We start from the raw sequence: 16977 nt of genomic DNA on the forward strand, positions 1-16977 counted from the left end.
GCGTTGACGGCCTATGCGGATCGGCTGGACAAGGTCGGCCGCGTGGCCGAGGCCGCAGAGGTGAGCGCCGAGGTCATGGCGGCTTGGTGGCACCAGGCCGACTCGACGGTTCAGTTCCTCCAGGCGGTGGACCTGTGCAGCGAACGGCTCGTCCGCAGCGGGCAGCCCGAACAGGCGCACGCGTGCATCGTCGAGGCGATGGGAAGGATGCGGCGCCGTAAGCGTGACACTTGCCAGGCAAGGGCCTGGCACGACCTCGGCGTCCGCCTGCTCGCGCTGGGGGCGCCGCATCCGCCTGCCGTCACCTCAATCGTCAGGCGGGATCACCCGAGGTTCGTGAGCCAGGCCGTTCGGCCACGTCCAGAAGCTCACCTCGGGCCCAGGACGGGTCAGACAGCGAACGGCGGGATCACGCATATGAGATGCGCGGCCGGCGGACAGTCTGATGACCGCTTCAGCGATCGAGACCCATTCCGCGTCCAGCACATCCCCATCTGGATCTTGACAACAGATCTCCCCCTGCAGCCCTTCGACCTCGAAGTACATCGCGGTCAACATGCCAGGAGGCGGCGCGTCGGGGTTGCGGAACTGCGCGATGCACAGCAGCCGGGACGGCATGTCCGCCCTCAGCCCTGTCTCTTCCCAGATCTCGCGGAGCACCGCGTCGTCGGCGAGTTCTCCAGCCTCGACCATCCCGCCGGGCAAGTCCCATCCCGAGCCCGCATCGCCCGCGTTCCGCTGTCGGACCAGGAGGACTTCACCGTTCCTGCGCGCTACCGCGCTGACGGTGAGTACTGACAACGCTTTCATGATCCCCAGTCTGTTAAGGCCTCCGCCGTACCGCAAACGGCCGGCTGCCGGCCACCGCGCCACGACCGGTTGACGCGCATGCCATCCATATGAAGATCAAGGGGCTCACGGTGATGTCGGACGCGGCATGATGATCGTGCCCGGCGTCGGAGGTGATCACGGTGCACCCGGTCCCATGACGGCCCCATCCTGGGGCGTCACGGAGCCGAAAGGTGACCGTATGAGCAAGACCGACAAGACCCGGCCCTGGTGGGTGCGGATGGCAGACTCGCCGATGGTGACCTGCCTGCCCGTGCATGATCATCGGTTCGGGCCGTGCACGCTGCCGGACGAGATCACCGCCGAGAGCGCGTCCCTGGACCACCGCAAGTGCCCCCGCCTTCTACGTGTTCGGTTGCGGCACCAGGGGTGGGAATCGGGAGTGGTACTGCTTCCGACGGGAGGAGCGTCGGCGCAGCCGTCACCAGGCGCGCCGGGAACTGCGCGCTCATCGCGGCGACGGCTGAAGGACGGCGGAGTGCCGGACACCCGGGGGCGGTGGCGCCTTTCCCGTCTGACCGGTGTGGAACGAGAACAGGTTCCGATCGGAAGGCACCTTCTTGGCTTTTTCGTGGGGGTGGGAGGTCCTCGAACCCCCACGCGACGCGCGGCGAGCCCGGCCAGAATCACGCCGGCGCCTGCCGGAGGGCGTGCGACGTGCCGCAGGGGCCGCGGCTGACGGCGGGCCTTCGGGTGGCCGGTCGCCACCCCGGCGGTCAGGACGCGTCGCCGGCTCGTGCGTGGTGCTCGACCAGCCGTCCCAGGAGCTCGACCAACTGCTCTCGTTCCGCCACGGTCAGGGGCGCGAGCAGTTGGTCCTGCAGGGTCGACAGCAGGGCGTCGAGCCGGTCCAACTGCTTCCGGCCTTCCTGGGTGATGGTGATGACGTTGCGGCGGCGGTCGGTCTCATCAGGGGCGCGCTCCACCTGACCGCGCTCGGCGAGCTCGTTGATCACCGCGACCAGGTCGCTTCGGTAGATGCCGGTCCGGCGGCTCAGCGTCGCCTGGCTGGCCGGGCCGGAGTCCTGCAGCGCGGTCAGGGCGGCGTAGTGCCACTTGCGTCCTTCCGCTTCGGCCAGTCCGGTGGTCACCAGCCGATCAGCCTGCGCCGCCGCGATCGACAGCAGCCTGCTGGGTATCCGCCGCAGCCGTGCCGGAGTCGCCTGATCGTCGCCCAGATGCCGCATGTCGCCGATGGCCATGGCTCCGATGATATCTCCCTTGCGTTAGTCGCCCTAACGATATAGATTCGTTAGTGCCACAAACGTTCGCCTGACTAACAGATTGTTGTGATCATGCCTTACGTCGACGTCCTGGACTCCTCCATTCACTACGAGGACACCGGCAGCGGTCCCGCGCTGGTCTTCCTCCACGGCAACCCTTCCTCCTCCCATTCCTGGCGCAAGGTGCTGCCCGGGATCGGCGCTCCCGCCCGGCTGCTCGCCCCCGACCTCATCGGCATGGGCCGCTCCGGCAAGCCCGACATCGCCTACACCTTCGCCGACCACGCTCGCTACCTCGACGCCTGGTTCGACGCCCTCGGCCTGGACGACGTCGTGCTCGTGGGTCACGACTGGGGCGGCGCCCTGGCTTTCGACTGGGCCGCCCGTCACCCCGAGCGGGTGCGCGGCATCGCCTTCTTCGAGACGATCGTCCGCCCCATGTCGTGGAGCGAACTGGGCGAGGCCCCCCGCGCCCGCGCCGAGACCATGCGCTCGCCGAAGGGCGAGGACCTGGTCCTCGACCAGAACTTCTTCATCGAAACCGCCTACACAGGCGGCGTCCTCCATCCGCTGAGCCCGGACGAGATGGCCGCCTACCTGGAGCCCTACCCCACGCGTGACAGCCGTCGCCCCGTCCTGCAGTGGGCCCGCTCACTGCCGCTCGACGGCGAGCCCGCCGACGTGGCCGAACGGGTCGCCGCCTATGACGCCTGGCTGGCCACCAGCTCTGACATCCCCAAGCTGCTGCTCACCTTCGACTCCTCCCCGACCTTGCTCATCACCCCGGAGACCGCCGCCTGGTGCAAGGACAACATCGCCGGCCTGCAGATCGAACACATTGGACCGGCAGGTCACCACGCCACCGAAGACCAGCCCGAGGCGATCGCGGCTGCGATCACCGCCTGGGTTCCCCGCTGATCCGTCGCCCCATTCGACGGGAATCGTGATGCGTCATCTCAGGACAAGCGCGGTGGCGACACACCTCGCGTGACCTGAAAGGAACCGTAAGAAAAACAAGGGGCTCGCCCGGCACGGCCGAACGCGGTGACGCCGCGTCGCTCTCGTAGGCTGGGCCGGGTCGCCGACCGTGCGACCCGCTGAAGGAGTGAGATCGTGGGTCGCTATTCACGTGTCGTGGTGAAGCTCAGCGGGGAGGCCCTGGCGGGCCCCACGGGCTGGGGCGCCGATCCGGAGAGCCTTGCTCAGCTTTCGGACGAGTTGCTGTCGGTGCACGAACTCGGGATCGAGCTCGCCGTGGTCGTCGGCGGCGGCAACTACTTCCGGGGGCGGATGGCCGAAGGATGGGGCATCGGCCGGGCCGAGGCCGACAACATCGGCATACTCGGCACGGTGATGAACGCGCTGATGCTGCGCGGCGTGCTGACGGCGCGCAGCGAGTCGGATGTGCGGGTGATGACGGCGGTGCCGATGCAGAGCGTGGCCGAGCCGTACATCCGGCTGCGCGCGGACCGGCACCTGCGGCGCGGGCTGATCGTGCTGCTGGCGGGCGGCATCGGGCAGCCCTACGTCACCACCGACTATCCCGCCGTCCAGCGAGCGTTGGAACTGGAAGTGGACGCGCTGCTGGTCGCCAAGCGTGGGGTGGACGGCGTCTACGACCGCGATCCCAACCTGGACCCCGACGCCGAACGATTCACCGACCTCACCTACCGGAAGGCGCTGGCCGCAGGGGTGAAGGTCATGGACCAGAGCGCCTTCGTCCTCGCTGACGAGCAGGGGCTGCTCATGCACGTCTTCGACGTCGCCGCGGTGGGCGCGATGAGCGCGATCTGCCGGGGCGAGGACGTCGGCACGCGCATCGCCCGGTCCGTCTGACCTGCTAAGAACCGGTTGGAACAGTATGAGGGGGCCCAGTGGATGCCGAAGTAACCAAGAAGAGGACACCGTCGCAGAGCATCGCGTCCGCCGTCGACGAACTGCTCGACGCGCTCGGCTCGTTGGACGCGGAGGGCTGGTATCCCGCGATCGAGGTCGAGCGGCCATGGTCGACGGCCAACCCGCGCATCACCGGAGAATTCGCGAGGCCGGACGCGATCCGCGGCTACCTGCATCGAGAGCTGTCGGCTTTGCTGAAGGCCGGTGCGACCGTGACCGTGCGGGCATCCCGGCGCGCCCCGGCGTTCGACGACCCCGCCTTCTTCGCGGCCCTCGACGAGGACCGCATCGACCTGCGAAGCAAGAAGCTGTTCCTGTTCGGCCCCGAACGCATGGCGCTGTCCCTCGACCGGCTCTCGCACTACTGCGGCACACCGGCCGAGTCCTTTCAGCGGCATGTCCTGTTCACCAACTACGCCATGCACGTCGAGTCCTTCAGGGAACGTTTTCCCGATGCCGAGGGCCCGAGCCGACCAGGGGTCCAGATGCCCGCCTGGCATCACCGCACTCCGCACGGCGACGGTGTCAGCCTGGTCAACATCGGCGTCGGCCCGTCGAACGCCAAGACCATCACCGACCACCTCGCCGTGCTGCGGCCCGACACGATGATCATGATCGGGCACTGCGGAGGCCTGCGCAACCATCAGGCCCGGGGCGATTTCGTGCTCGCGACCGCCTACCAGCGAGCCGACCACGTGCTCGACGAGGTGCTGCCGATCGAGATCCCCGTCATCCCCAACCACCGGCTGAACACCTTTCTGCTCGACAGCCTTGACGCCGCGCACGCCCGCTACCGCCTCGGCGTCGTCCACACCACCGACAACCGCAATTGGGAGTTCAACCAGGGCAGGACCCTTGCGCTGATGAAAGGCGCGCGCAGTATCGCCGTCGACATGGAGTCGGCGACGATCGCGGCCAACGGCTTCCGCTACCGCATCCCGAACGCGACGCTGCTGTGCGTCTCGGACAAGCCTCTGCACGCCGATCCCAAGCTCTCCGGTGGCGCGCAGTCCTTCTACGAGGCGAGCAAACGCGGTCATCTCGGTATCGCGCTGGCAGCCCTCGATCGGGTGAGGCGTGAGTACCCGAACGGGCTGCCCAACCAGGATCTCCGTGCGGCGGACGAACCGCTGTTCGGCGTCGACGTCGAGTCATGATCCGATGGCGCTCGGTGAAGGCGTGGAACCGGCCCTGAGGTCCGAGGTGCCGACAGAGCGCGCATCAGCGGACCATCAGCGCTTCCGAAGCGCTTACGAGCACAGTCATTCCTGCCAGCAGCACGAACCAACGGCAGGAGCGGACCATGACCGCGTACGCACAGAACGAAGAGCTCGTCGACGGCACGCCGGGCACAGAACCATCACCGGTGTCCCCCTTGTTCGAACCCGCCGAGCTGGGCGCGCTGCGTCTGCCCAATCGGCTGGTCATGGCGCCGATGAGCCGCAACAGGGCGGCGGCGGACGGCGTCCCTGAGCCCATCATGGCCACCTACTACGCGCAACGCGCCTCCGCCGGATTGATCATCGCCGAGGCGGCCACACCGAACGCCGTCGGACAGACCTACCCCAACATTCCCGCCATCTACGGCCAGGCGCACGTGGCCGGATGGCGGCAGGTCACGGGCGCCGTGCACGCCGCAGGGGGGCGTATGTTCCTGCAACTGCAGCACGGCGGCCGCGTCGGCCACCCCGACAACAGCGGGTCGACACCCGTCGCGCCCTCCCCGGTGCCTCTTCCTGACACCATCTTCACTCCCAGCGGGCACCAGAACACCGTCGTGCCCCGCCAGATGACCCTGGACGAGATCGCCTCCACGGTGGCCGACTTCGCCGCCGCCGCCCGCAACGCCATCGACGCGGGGTTCGCCGGAGTGGAGGTGCACGCCGCCAACGGTTACCTTCTGCACCAGTTCCTGGCGCAGAACACCAACCGCCGCACCGACGCCTACGGCGGCCCTGTCACAGGCCGCGTCCGCCTCGTGGTCGAGGTGGTGCGGGCCGTCGCCGAGGCGATCGGCTCCGACCGTGTGGGGCTGCGCATCTCTCCTGGAGTCGCGGTCAACGGCATCGACGAAGGCGACACCGCGCGCATCTATCCGGCGCTCATCGACGCGCTGGCGCCTCTCGGCCTGGCCTACCTGCACGTCGTCTTCGCCGACCCCGACCAGCCGATCTTCCGTACCCTCAGGGAGGGCTGGCCGGGCACGCTGATCGCCAACCCGGCGCTGCCGTGGCCGGGGCCGCTGCCCGCCGACGGCGGCAGGCACGAAGGCGAGCGGCTGCTCGCCGCCGGAGCCGACCTGGTCTCGCTCGGCCGCGCCTTCCTGGCGAACCCCGACCTGGTCGAACGGCTCCGCACCGGTGCGCCGCTCAATCCGGTACGCGACGCGGGCATGATGTACACGGGCGGAGAAGCGGGCTACACCGACTACCCCGTGTCGACCGCCGCCCCGCATCAGGTCCCGGCGCCCGAACCGGCCGCCGCATGACCATCGCGAGCCGGCCCGCGGACGACGAGGGGCCATCCCTCATGAGATCTCCTGAGCCGGGCGAGGCACCGCAGTCCCCGCGAGCACCGGAGTCCCTCGAGGTCCGCGCGCCAGGCCGGGGAGCCGTCCGGTGTTCCGGGCGTTGACCGGTCAGGACACAGGAGAGCTGACCAGTCAGGACGCAGGAGTGAGGGCTGCCAGGGCGGCGTCCCCTGCCTCCTCCGGCGTCAGGTCCGTGCCCCGCAGGAACGCGTCGGCGAAGGCCGCCCCGCCCAGGGCGGCCGTCAACGCCGTCGTGATCCGGTCGACGTCGCCGCGCTCGGCCGGCGGCAGCGGTGCGCCCACACTCCGGCGAGCCGCGTCCGCCGCGCCGAGCAGCAGGGCGCCGCATCCGGCTCGATCCGCCTCGCCATACAGCGCCGCCGCTCCGGCGAGTCCCTCCAGGGACAGGGCCATGGCGCGCGGTTCATCAAGAGAGCGGGCGATCTCGAGCCCGAGGAGATGGCGGGTTGCCGCCCGAGCCGCGTCCCCGCGCAGTTCGGCGACGAAACCCAGCTCCGCGAGGACCAGATGGTCGCCCGCCTTCGAGGACAGACCGGCGTACGCGTCACGGATGCGCAGCAGGCGCGCCTCGGCGGCATCGAGGTCGCCTGAGCGACGCGACGTTCACCAAGGGCCAGTCCCATCTCCGCGTGGACCTCGCCGTATTTGTACCCGTGTTCGGCGGCCAGCCGCCTGGCACGCTCGTGCAGCTCACGAGCCCTGTCCCACTCCTTGGCGAGCAGCGCCAGCCTGCCGAGGCCGGACTGGCGTGAGGAGAGCTCCGTCTCCAGGCCGAGGTCCTGCGCGATGCGCAGTCCCTCGCTCTGCAGGCGCCAGGCCTCCTCGTAGTCGCCCTTGATCTCGGCGAGCGCGGCGAGCGGCTGCGCGGTCTGCAGCTCGCCCCAGCGGTCCCCGAGCGCGCGGAACAGCTCGGCGCCGCGCAGACCGTCCCGTTCCATGCCGGCGAGGTCACCCCGGATCAACGCGTGCATGGCCCGCAGCCCAAGAGCGGCGGCCGTGCCCCACAGGTCGCCGGCCGCCGTGAAGAGGTCGAGTGCCCGGCCGTTGACCTCCGCGCTGGCGGCGGGATCGCCGCCGTTGAACAGCCCGTACGCGTACAGCCACACGGCCCGGCCGCGCCGCACGGGATCCGCGATCGCCGAATCGAGGCCCGGACGTGCCTGGGAACGGTCCCCGGTCAGCAGCGCGAACGCGCCTCGCAGGACGCGGAGTTCGGCGGCCTCGGGAGCGACGGCGAGTACCGCCGACAGGGCGCGGCCGGCTTCGCTCAACCGGCCACGTAGCAGCCACCACCAGCTCAGCGCGGTGGCGAGCCGCACCGCTTCACCGCCAGGGGCCTCGTCCGTCGCGGCCCGCCGTACCGCCTCCTCGAGCGCCGAGCGCAGGTTGGCGGCCTCGGCGTCGAGGCGACCGAGCCACGCCTGCTGCCCTGCCCCACGAAGCCGGGGCTCGGCCCGCTCCGCGAGGTCCAGGTAGTGGCGCAGGTACCGGCCCCGTGTGGCGTCGGCCTCCTGCGCCTCCCGCAGACGCTCCATCGCGTACACGCTCACGGACTCGAGCAGCCGGTAACGGGGGCCTGCCGGCCCGTCGACCATGACGACCAGCGACCGGTCCACGAGCCGGGTGAGCAGGTCGAGGACCTCCTCGTGAGGAACAACGTCACCCGCGCACACCGCTTCCGCGGCCTCCAGGGTGCAGCCGTCGACGTGCACGGCGAGACGGCGCAGCACGGCACGCTCGGGCTCACCGAGCAGTTCCCAGCTCCAGTCGATCATCGCCCGCAGGGTTCGCTGACGGGCGGGGGCGCCTCGCTGCCCATGGGTGAGCAGCCGGAACCTGTTGTCCAGGCGGGCGGCCAACTCTCGCACGCCAAGAGCACGGACACGGGTGGCGGCGAGTTCGAGGGCGAGCGGAATGCCGTCGAGACGGCGGCAAATCTCCGCCACGGACACCTGGTCGGCCTCGTCCAGCGAGAAACCGGGGGCCGCCGCCGCGGCACGCGCGGTGAACAGCCGCACCGCCTCGGTCTCCTCGAGCGGCTCGACCAGGAAGACGGTCTCTCCGGCCAGACCCAGCGGCTCCTGGCTGGTGGCCAGCACGCGCAGTCCAGGCGCGGCGCGCAACAGCCGGTCGACGAGCTCGGCCGCCGGTTCGACGACGTGTTCGCAGTTGTCGACGACGAGCAGGGTCCGGCGGTCGCGCAGGGCGGCGATGAGCCGGTCGACGGGCGCCTGAGGCCCACCGAGGCCGGAGGGCACGTCGTCCCTGACACCGAGCACTCCCGCGACCACCTGGACGAGGTCCGCCATCTCACCTCTCTGGCCGGCGAGCTCCACGAGCCACACCCCGTCGGGCACCTCCCCGAGGAGCCTGGCGCCGAGCTCCACGGCAAGCCGCGTCTTGCCGACCCCGCCCGTTCCCGTGAGCGTCACCAGACGCGCGGTGCCGAGAAGCCGTACGACCTCCTCCACGGACGTGTCGCGGCCGATCAGGGCGGTGAGCGGGGCCGGCAGGTTCGACAGGGGCCGGCCGCCGTCCTGCGCCGCGGCGGGAAGGGGTACGGTGCCGGGAGCGAGTGACACGTCCTGGCGGAGGATCGCGGTGTGCAGCGCGGCCAGTTCCGGACTCGGGTCGAGACCCAGCTCCTGCGCCAGCCTGTCACGCAGCTCCGCGTACGAGGCCAGCGCGTCGCCCTGGCGACCGGCCAGGTACAAGGCCCGCATCTGGACGGCGCGCAGCCGTTCCCGCAGCGGATGGCGGTCCACCAGATCGGCGAGCTCCCCGGTCAGCAGGGTACGGTCGCCCGCTTCGAGACGGGCCTCGGCCTGCTCCTCCAGGACGGCCAGGCGCTGTTCGGCCAGGCGGTGCGCCGCCGCACGCGCGAACTCCTCGTCGGCGAAATCGGCGAACGCGGGTCCCCGCCACAGCTCCAGCGCCTCCGTGAGCAGCGCGGCCCTCGCCCGCGGGTCGCCCGCCAGGCGGGCCTCGGCCACCAAGGACTGGAAGAGACGCTGGTCGACTTCGTCCTCGGCGTCGTCGACGCGGAGCCGGTAACCGGGCACCTGATGGACCACGCGGTCACGGCCGAGAGCCCGGCGCAGCTGGGACACCTTGGCCTGCAGGGCGTTGGCCGGGTTACCCGGCGGCTCCTCACCCCACAGGTCGTCGATGAGCCGGTCGGCGGAGACCGGCCTGCCCTCGTGCGCCAGCAGATCGGCGAGCAGCGCCCTGACCTTCGCCTCGGGGACCCTGATCTCCTGCCCCTCGCCATCCCACACCATCAGTGGACCGAGCACCCCGAACCGCATACGGAAACCGTACACACCGTACGAAGGGCCTTTCCGCTGCCCCAGGTCCCGATCGTGGCGTGCCACCGGTCGTTGCTCACCCGGAAGGCGTCCTCGCCCCGGCGCGAGATCACCTCTCCTTGTGGCGGTCGTCGAACCCGTCGAGCATCACGTCCGCGAGATGCCGCCGGGCGGGGCTCTCCAGACGCCGCGGGCCACGATGCGTGCGCTTGGCGCGGAGGTCGTCCTCGGCGATCTGACGCGACCCGAGACGGTCGCGGCAGCATTGGAGGGCGTCGGTCGGATGTACTTCGCGATGCCCGTCTCGCCGGACCATCTGCTGGCGGCGACGGTGGTGGCCACCGTGGCGAGGGAACGCGGGGGGCTGGCCGGCCTGGTCGGCATGTCACAGATGACGGTGTCGCAGATGAGCGCCACCAGCACCGCGGAGTCGCATCAGCAGCGGCTGCACTGGCTGGTCGAGCAGGTGTTCAACTGGTCGGGCCTGCCGGTGGTCCACATCCGGCCGACGTCGTTCCTGAACAATCCGCTGTTCACCACGCTGGCGGCACAATCGATCAGGGAGAACGGCACGATCGCGCTCCCGTTCGGTACCGGGCGCACGTCGCCGGTCGCCGTGGACGACGTCGCCCGGGTGGTGGCCACCGTGCTGCGCGACCCGGCTCCGCACGCCGGGAACGTCTACGAGCTGACCGGGCCACGCACGGTCGACATGACGGAGATGGCCGAGGAGTTCTCGAAGGCGTTGGGGCGTGCGGTGTCCTATCTGGACGTGCCGCTCGACAGGTGGCTGGCCGAGGTGCTCGCGAAGGCGGGCCTGCCTCCGCACACCGAACAGCACATCGCCACTATGGCCCGGCTGCACCGTGAGAATCGCTACGACCGCGCGTCCGACGACGTGGAACGCGTGACAGGGGTACCCGCCCAGACGATCGAGTCGTTCGTGGCCGCTCGCAGGGACTTCTACCTGGGTTGACCGCGCGAGAGCCACCTCGGCCGCGTCATGGCGGATTCCGGCGCACGGACGCGAACCCCTCATCACTCGGACCGTCCTCCACACCGGCTTCCAGCCCTGGGCCGAGTGAGACACGACTGCGCCGAGGGCCGTACGGCTGGCAGTCTTCCGCCTGTCGTCCAGGGAGCAGAAGAGCTCGCCACCTTCTGTACGGCAGGCCGTCCTGACGGCGTCCGTCCCCGGTCAGGGTTCACACCCGGATCCTGCGACGACCTTCCCCGCGAGGCGGTCCCCGCGACCACGAGGCCCGGTTCATGACGTCAAGGTCCGGAACAGGCCGGAGGCCATGCCGTTCACCGGCCGCGAGATGCTGCTCAGCACGACGACGCCGATCCGCCGATCCGGGTCGGAGCCCACGTATGAGGCGAAACCGCCCTTGCGACCGTTGTGCCAGATCCGGCGGCCGCCGCCGCTCTTCGGATGCAGGCGGGATTCCATCCAGCCGAGCTGGATCGCCTGCGACGGGTTGATCCTGTGCTCGCTCCGGCGGCTGAGGCGGATCGCGGCATCGTCGCCCTCGAGCTGGGCCCGCAGGAAGGTGAGCAGGTCCGCCACCGTCGAGCGGACGACCCGAGCAGTCCGGCGCCGAGATTGGAAATACCGGAACCGGGCGCCTGGCACGGTACGGAGCCGCGTGCCCGCCGCCCCCGAGGATCGCTGCCTCGTCGCCTGCTTGGCAGGCGCCAGACCTGTGAACACCTTGGTCACCGATGCGATCTCGAACAGGGTGTCGCCGTCCGGCTCGCCGGGTTGTCAGCCCCGCGCCATCGGTGGGGGTGTGTTTCATGGCTTTGCCATCGCCATCGTCCGTCAGGTGAAACGACGTCTTGCGGGCGGGCGCCGGACAACTCTTCGCAAACCATGGATAGCCGCGGACGCGAGAACCTCTCACGACAATGTCCTCAGGCGACACCGGCTGCTGTGCTTTCAGGTATAAGGTTCATGCAGCACACAGGTAGGCCGTCGAAGTATGCCTACTCGTTCCGCCCATTTGCTGACGACGGAAGACCCGAGCTTGGCTCGTCTTCACACATAGATGCGAGAAAATGATCAATGGCTAAGCAGATTGTCGAGACGTTCGTTGATGACCTCGACGGCAGTGTCGCGGAGAAGACGACGAAGTTTTCCCTCGATGGCGAGAACTACGAGATCGACCTGTCGGCGGCGAACGCCGACAAGCTGCATGCGGCGCTCGCACCCTTCATCATCAAGGCCCGCAAAGTCGTGCAGCCCAGAAGCGTGCGAGCCGGTCGTGGCGGGACCCGCGGTAGCGCCGCGATGAGCAGGGAGAAAAGCGCCGAGATTCGCCAGTGGGCCAAGGCACATGGCCTCCAGGTCAGCGAGCGAGGCAGGATCTCCTCCGCAATCGTCGAACGGTACGAAGCCGCTCACTGATTGCGAGTAGGCCCGCTACTCAACGAACGAAATTTCCCGGTCTGGGATCAATTTCCGTGCCCTGCCATAGAGCTACGGCCCGCCCTACGGCAGGGCGGGCCGCGGCCATGGCGTGGTTATGCTTCCCACCGGAAATGCCGCTCCATTGCCGTATCCCGGCCACGTCGGCAGGCCCCCGTTTCGCGGCGTGCGCGCCTTCCGAACGCGCGCAGATCCTCTTCGGCCTCGAACTCGGCCGCCGCCTGCGCGCGGCCGGCAGCACACCCCGGGCGTGATCCCTGCTCCGGCGGCGCAGGGGACCGCCTCGCCCCCCCTCGCGCCCGAGTGACCCAGGAGGGGTCGCCGGCGCTGCGGGACGGTCCGCCGGGGTCAGGGCGTGATCGCCAGCTTGCCGCGGACGTGGCCGCTACGGCTGAGGTCGAAGGCCGCGCCGACCTGCTCCAGCGGGAAGGTCTGCGCCACCTCGACCGTCAACGCCCCCCTGTCGGCCATCTCGGCCAGTTCGGCGAGTTTGGCGCCGTCCGGCCGTACCCAGATCCAGTGGCCGCCGTGCTGCTCCACGGTGTTGTCGGCGATCGACACGTGCCGCCCGCCCTCGGCCAGAACGGCGAGGGTCGTCTCGAGCTGGCCGCCGACGAAGTCGGCCACGGCCGTCACGCCGTCCGAGGCCAGCGCGCGGACGCGGTCGGCCAGGCCCTCTCCGTAGGTCACCGGTTCGGCGCCCAGTTCCCGCACGTGGCCGTGATTGCGTTCGGAGGCGGTTGCGATGACGCGGGCACCCCTGTCGCGGGCGATCTGGACCCCGAAACCGCCGACGCCACCCGATGCGCCGTGCACCAACAGGATGTCGCCAGGGCCGATCTCGAGCCGGTCGAGGCTGCGCTGGGCGGTCAGCCCCGCCAGCGGCAGCCCTCCGGCCTGGTTCCAGTCGAGAGCGGACGGCTTGCGCGCGACCGCCGAGGCCGGCGCCGTGACGTACTCGGCGAACGTCCCGCCCTGCACGACGGTCTTGCGGGCATAGGACATGACCTCGTCGCCGGGCGCGAACTCCGGAGTGTCGGGGCCGACCGCCCGCACCACCCCGGCGACGTCCCAGCCGGGCACGACCGGGAACACCGTCTGCATCATCCCGTCCAGCAGACCGGCCATGATCTTCCAGTCCACCGGGTTGACCCCTGCCGCGCGAACCTCGATGAGCACCTCGCCCGGCCCGAGCTTGGGATCGGGGATCTCGCCGACCTTCAGTCGCGAGTTGTCGGCCGCGTAGGCGTCGTAGGTGACGGCGCGCATGAGCTGATCTCCTTCCTGGGCGCGGCGGACCCGGGTCCGCACGGGCGACGCGCCTCATGCTGTTCTCACCGGGGCCGCGTTTGCGCTAACCCTTTGCCGTCCCAAGCCGGTGGCGATCGCTCTGAGCCGGATGCCGGCACCGTCGCGAGCCCCTTGCTCGCCTTACTCACATGAGTTAAAAATTACTCATGCAAGTAAAAAGGGCGGACTCGGTCACCAGCTCCGCCAGACGGCGGCAGATCGTGACGGCCGCGATCCAGACGATCGCCGAACTCGGCTACCACCACGCCTCCTTCGCCCGCATCGCCGAGCGCGCAGAGCTCAGCAGCACCCGTATGATCTCCTATCACTTCGACGGCAAGGACGAGCTGATCGGCCAGGCGCTCTCCACGATCTACGCCGACCTGGCGGCCTTCATGACCGCCAGGGTCGGCGCCCAGACCACGCCCGTCGCGGCCCTCGACACCTACATCCGCTCGCTGGTGGAGTACATCGGCGACCACCGGGCCGAGATGCGCGCCGCCACGGAGATCTTCCTCAACTTCCGGCCGGAGGGCGGCACGGCCGCCCGGGAGGCCGCCACCGACCTGTCGGCCCTGGCCCACATCGAACGACTGCTCTCCTGGGGCCAGGACACCGGAGCGTTCCGCCCGTTCAGCACCCGCGTGATGGCGATGGCGATCCAGCGCGCGCTCGACGGTCTGCCGTTCCTGCTGGAGGCCGACCCGGACGCGGACCTGGCCGAGTACGCCGAGGAGCTGGCCGAGCTCTTCGCCCGCGCCACCTGGGCCGCGCGATGAGCCCTCGGTCGAAGGGGCTGCTGGTCGTGGCGGTGGACGTCGCCGTGCCGATCGGCGTGTACTACCTGCTGCGCGCCACCGGCGTCAGCGATCACGGCGCGCTGCTTGTCAGCTCGCTCGTCCCCGGCCTGAGCGTCGTCCTGGCCCTCTTACGGCGGCGCAGGCCCGACGGTCTGAGCCTGTTCATGACGGCGATGATGCTGGGCAGCGCCGCGGTGTCCCTGCTCGTCCACGACCACCGGTTCCTGCTGGCGAAGGACGGCTGGTTCACCGCCGTGGCCGGGCTCTGGTTCCTGGCCACCGCACGCGGCGACCGGCCGCTGGCCTTCGTTCTCACCCGCTTCCTGCTGGAAGGGCGCATCGGCCCGAACCGCGAGTCGTGGGACGTGCTGTGGGAGCGGCTGCCCGCCTTCCGCAGGATCTGGCGGGTGGTGACGGTGATCTACGGCACCGGCCTGCTGCTCGACGCGGCCGTGCGGGTCGTCATGGCCTACACGCTGCCGGTGGACGTCGTGCCCGGCCTCGGCGCCGTGCAGTACGGCGTCTTCCTGCTCCTGATGCAGGTCGTCATCAACGCCTATCTGGTGCCCACCGGCCTCTACAACCGCTATTCCAGGCTCTACGCGGAGGTGGGCCCGCCAGGAGGCCGAGTGCGGTGAGGGCCGCCGGGTCTCGCCGGATCGTCAGTCCAAGGCGGCGAGCTTGCGCTGGAGCAGGCCGCGCTCGCGCTCGTTCCCGCAGAGCTGTACGGCGAGCTCGATCTCACGCCGCGCGTCGTCGGGTTTCCCGAGTCGGCTGAGCAGTTCGCCGCGCACGCTCGGCAGCAGATGGGAGCCGGAGAGGCCGCCCGCCGCGACCAGATCGTCGACGACCGCGAGTGCGGCCGCCGGGCCCTGGGCCATGGAGATCGCGACCGCCCGGTTGAGCTCGACGACCGGCGAAGGCGCCAGCCGGCCAAGCGCCTCGTAGAGCAGCACGATCCGCTCCCAGTCCGTCGCCTCGACAGACGGCGCTACCGCGTGACACTCGGCGATCGCGGCCTGCACGCCGTAGACACCGAGACCACGACCGGCCCGCCCGGCCTGAACCAACGCCGCCCGACCGCGCCGGATCGCAGCCCGGTCCCAACGCCGGCGGTCCTGCTTCTCCAACAGGACCGGTTCGCCGTCGTCATCCAGGCGCGAAGGGAACCGGGCGGCGGTGAGCTCGAAGAGCGCGAGCATGCCGTGCACCTCCGCCTGGTCCGGGACCAGCCGCGCCAGGATCCTGGTCAGCCGGACCGCCTCGCGAGCCAGGTCGAGGCGGATCCACTGATCTCCGGAGGAGGCAGTCGAACCCTCGGTGAAGATCAGGTACAGCACGCTGAGCACCGAGCCGAGCCGCTTGCGGCACTCGTCGGACGGCGGCACGTCGAACGGCACCCGCGCGGCCGCGAGCGTCTTCTTCGCCCGCGTGATTCGCGCCTGCACCGTGGCGGTCGGCACGAGGAAGGCGCGGGCGATCTCGTCACTCGTGAGGCCACCGAGGACGCGGAGCGTGAGCGCGATCTGGGCCTCGCGCGACAGCACCGGATGGCAGGCGATGAACATCAGCGCCAACAGGTCGTCATCGATGCGGTCCGGATCCCACAGCAGGTCGGTGTCCGGTGCGGCGCCCGCCAGAGGCATGCCGGGATCGCCGGAGGCTAGGCCGCCCTCGCCCAGATGCCTGGCAAGGGCGGCGTACCTCTCGTCGAGAGCCGAGCGGCGGCGGTAGGAGTCGATCGCCCGGCGCCGTCCCACCGTGAGCAACCAGCCCGCGGGATTGCGCGGCACGCCGTCCCGCGGCCAGGCGACAAGCGCCTCGGCCAGTGACTCCTGGGCCAGGTCCTCGGCCAGCGCGAAATCGCCGGTGAACCGGGCGAGCGTGCTGACGATGCGCGCGGACTCGATCCGCCACACCGCCGCCACGGCCTGCCGACCGCCGTACGGATCGCTCACAGCTGGCCGGTCGCCACCCGCCATGCCCGCTCCTTCTGGATCCACTCGTTGTCCTGCGGGAACTCCTCGATGCTGGCGACGCGCCGGATCTCGGCCTTCATCCCGGGACCGCTCATCGGTGCCCGCTTGGCCCACTCGACGGCCTCTTCCTTCGAGGCGACGTCGAGGATCCAGAATCCGCCGAACAGCTCCTTGGTCTCACCGTAGGGTCCGTCGGTGACGACGGGAGGCTCGGAGGAGTAGTCCACGACAACGCCCTGTGACGCGTCGTCGAGACCCTCCGCGGCGACCAGCACGCCCGCCGAGATCATCTCATCGTTGAACCGGCCCATGGACTCGATGATCTGGTTGAAGTCGACATCCTGGAACGCGGCGTTGGCCTCGTCGGTCGCACGCATGATCAGCATGTACTTCACGGTCTTCTCCTACCGTGTCGCGGGTCCCGTTCGGACCCTCTCACCCATGAGTCGAACGGCGGAACCGCCGGATCGACATCGCGCCCAAGATAATCCGAAAAGATGCGGAGGACCCGCGAAGAGCCCTCGCGTCCAGCGTCGATCCCGCCCTGCGGGACGGGCCCGGCGATCTTGACAGGGCTCGCCTCCAGCATGCGGGCCGTACCGCAGGGCCAAGGGGACCCCGATGACCGCCCTCTGCCGCCAGCGGAGAAG

The 16977-nt window shown here is 70.0% G+C and carries 15 protein-coding genes; 8 read left to right on the forward strand and 7 right to left on the reverse strand.

The features are described from left to right. Positions 1-306: 306 nt before the first annotated feature. A complete protein-coding gene (locus AC3EO4_RS47185; RefSeq protein WP_431902572.1) occupies positions 307-810 on the reverse strand; it encodes an NUDIX hydrolase in 504 nt (167 codons plus the stop codon). Between the two features lie 755 nt (positions 811-1565). Continuing rightward, positions 1566-2051, reverse strand: coding sequence for a MarR family winged helix-turn-helix transcriptional regulator (locus AC3EO4_RS47190; RefSeq protein ID WP_379577367.1), 486 nt, complete (start codon positions 2049-2051; stop codon positions 1566-1568). Positions 2052-2144: 93 nt separating this feature from the next. Here AC3EO4_RS47190 and AC3EO4_RS47195 point away from each other — a divergent pair, with 93 nt between their 5' ends. From AC3EO4_RS47195 to AC3EO4_RS47210, 4 genes are all read left to right on the forward strand, one after another. Next, the gene (locus tag AC3EO4_RS47195; protein WP_431902574.1) at positions 2145-2990 is read left to right on the forward strand and encodes a haloalkane dehalogenase; all 846 of its coding nucleotides are present in this window, start codon (positions 2145-2147) and stop codon (positions 2988-2990) included. Between the two features lie 195 nt (positions 2991-3185). Further along, on the forward strand, positions 3186-3908 hold the full coding sequence (gene pyrH, locus AC3EO4_RS47200) for a UMP kinase (RefSeq protein ID WP_379577371.1): 723 nt from the start codon (positions 3186-3188) through the stop codon (positions 3906-3908). A gap of 38 nt (positions 3909-3946) precedes the next feature. After that, complete coding sequence (locus AC3EO4_RS47205) at positions 3947-5125, forward strand: phosphorylase family protein (protein WP_379577373.1); 1179 nt, start codon at positions 3947-3949, stop codon at positions 5123-5125. A 209-nt stretch (positions 5126-5334) separates the two neighbouring features. Then, positions 5335-6456 carry an alkene reductase gene (locus AC3EO4_RS47210; RefSeq protein WP_379577599.1) on the forward strand — a complete coding sequence of 374 codons (1122 nt, stop codon included), beginning with the start codon at positions 5335-5337 and terminating at the stop codon, positions 6454-6456. Positions 6457-6740: 284 nt separating this feature from the next. Here the strand turns inward: AC3EO4_RS47210 and AC3EO4_RS47215 are convergent, their stop codons facing one another. Next, positions 6741-9827, reverse strand: a complete 3087-nt coding sequence (locus AC3EO4_RS47215) for an AfsR/SARP family transcriptional regulator (RefSeq protein WP_431902576.1) — start codon at positions 9825-9827, stop codon at positions 6741-6743. Between the two features lie 121 nt (positions 9828-9948). On the opposite strand from AC3EO4_RS47215, the gene AC3EO4_RS47220 reads away from it, so the two are divergent. After that, complete coding sequence (locus tag AC3EO4_RS47220; RefSeq protein WP_431902578.1) at positions 9949-10803, forward strand: NmrA family NAD(P)-binding protein; 855 nt, start codon at positions 9949-9951, stop codon at positions 10801-10803. A 291-nt stretch (positions 10804-11094) separates the two neighbouring features. Here AC3EO4_RS47220 and AC3EO4_RS47225 read toward each other — a convergent pair whose 3' ends face one another. Further along, on the reverse strand, positions 11095-11550 hold the full coding sequence (locus tag AC3EO4_RS47225) for a serine hydrolase (RefSeq protein ID WP_431902579.1): 456 nt from the start codon (positions 11548-11550) through the stop codon (positions 11095-11097). 345 nt (positions 11551-11895) lie between these two features. Between AC3EO4_RS47225 and AC3EO4_RS47230 the strand changes: the two genes are divergently transcribed. Then, the gene (locus AC3EO4_RS47230) at positions 11896-12237 is read left to right on the forward strand and encodes a histone-like nucleoid-structuring protein Lsr2 (protein WP_379577381.1); all 342 of its coding nucleotides are present in this window, start codon (positions 11896-11898) and stop codon (positions 12235-12237) included. Between the two features lie 369 nt (positions 12238-12606). On the opposite strand, the gene AC3EO4_RS47235 is transcribed toward AC3EO4_RS47230, so the two are convergent. Further along, positions 12607-13527: an NADP-dependent oxidoreductase gene (locus AC3EO4_RS47235; protein ID WP_431902581.1), complete on the reverse strand. Its 921-nt coding sequence runs from the start codon at positions 13525-13527 to the stop codon at positions 12607-12609. 188 nt (positions 13528-13715) lie between these two features. Here AC3EO4_RS47235 and AC3EO4_RS47240 point away from each other — a divergent pair, with 188 nt between their 5' ends. Continuing rightward, on the forward strand, positions 13716-14327 hold the full coding sequence (locus AC3EO4_RS47240) for a TetR/AcrR family transcriptional regulator (protein WP_431902583.1): 612 nt from the start codon (positions 13716-13718) through the stop codon (positions 14325-14327). After that, on the forward strand, positions 14324-14986 hold the full coding sequence (locus tag AC3EO4_RS47245; RefSeq protein WP_379577387.1) for a VC0807 family protein: 663 nt from the start codon (positions 14324-14326) through the stop codon (positions 14984-14986). The genes AC3EO4_RS47240 and AC3EO4_RS47245 overlap by 4 nt, the downstream gene beginning before the upstream one ends. Before the next feature lie 24 nt (positions 14987-15010). On the opposite strand, the gene AC3EO4_RS47250 is transcribed toward AC3EO4_RS47245, so the two are convergent. Beyond that, on the reverse strand, positions 15011-16306 hold the full coding sequence (locus AC3EO4_RS47250) for an RNA polymerase sigma factor (protein ID WP_379577601.1): 1296 nt from the start codon (positions 16304-16306) through the stop codon (positions 15011-15013). Further along, entirely contained in the window at positions 16303-16722 is a 420-nt protein-coding gene (locus AC3EO4_RS47255; protein WP_431902585.1) for a YciI family protein, read from the reverse strand. The genes AC3EO4_RS47250 and AC3EO4_RS47255 overlap by 4 nt, the downstream gene beginning before the upstream one ends. Between the last annotated feature and the right edge of the window lie 255 nt (positions 16723-16977).

Source organism: Nonomuraea sp. bgisy101 (assembly GCF_057708945.1).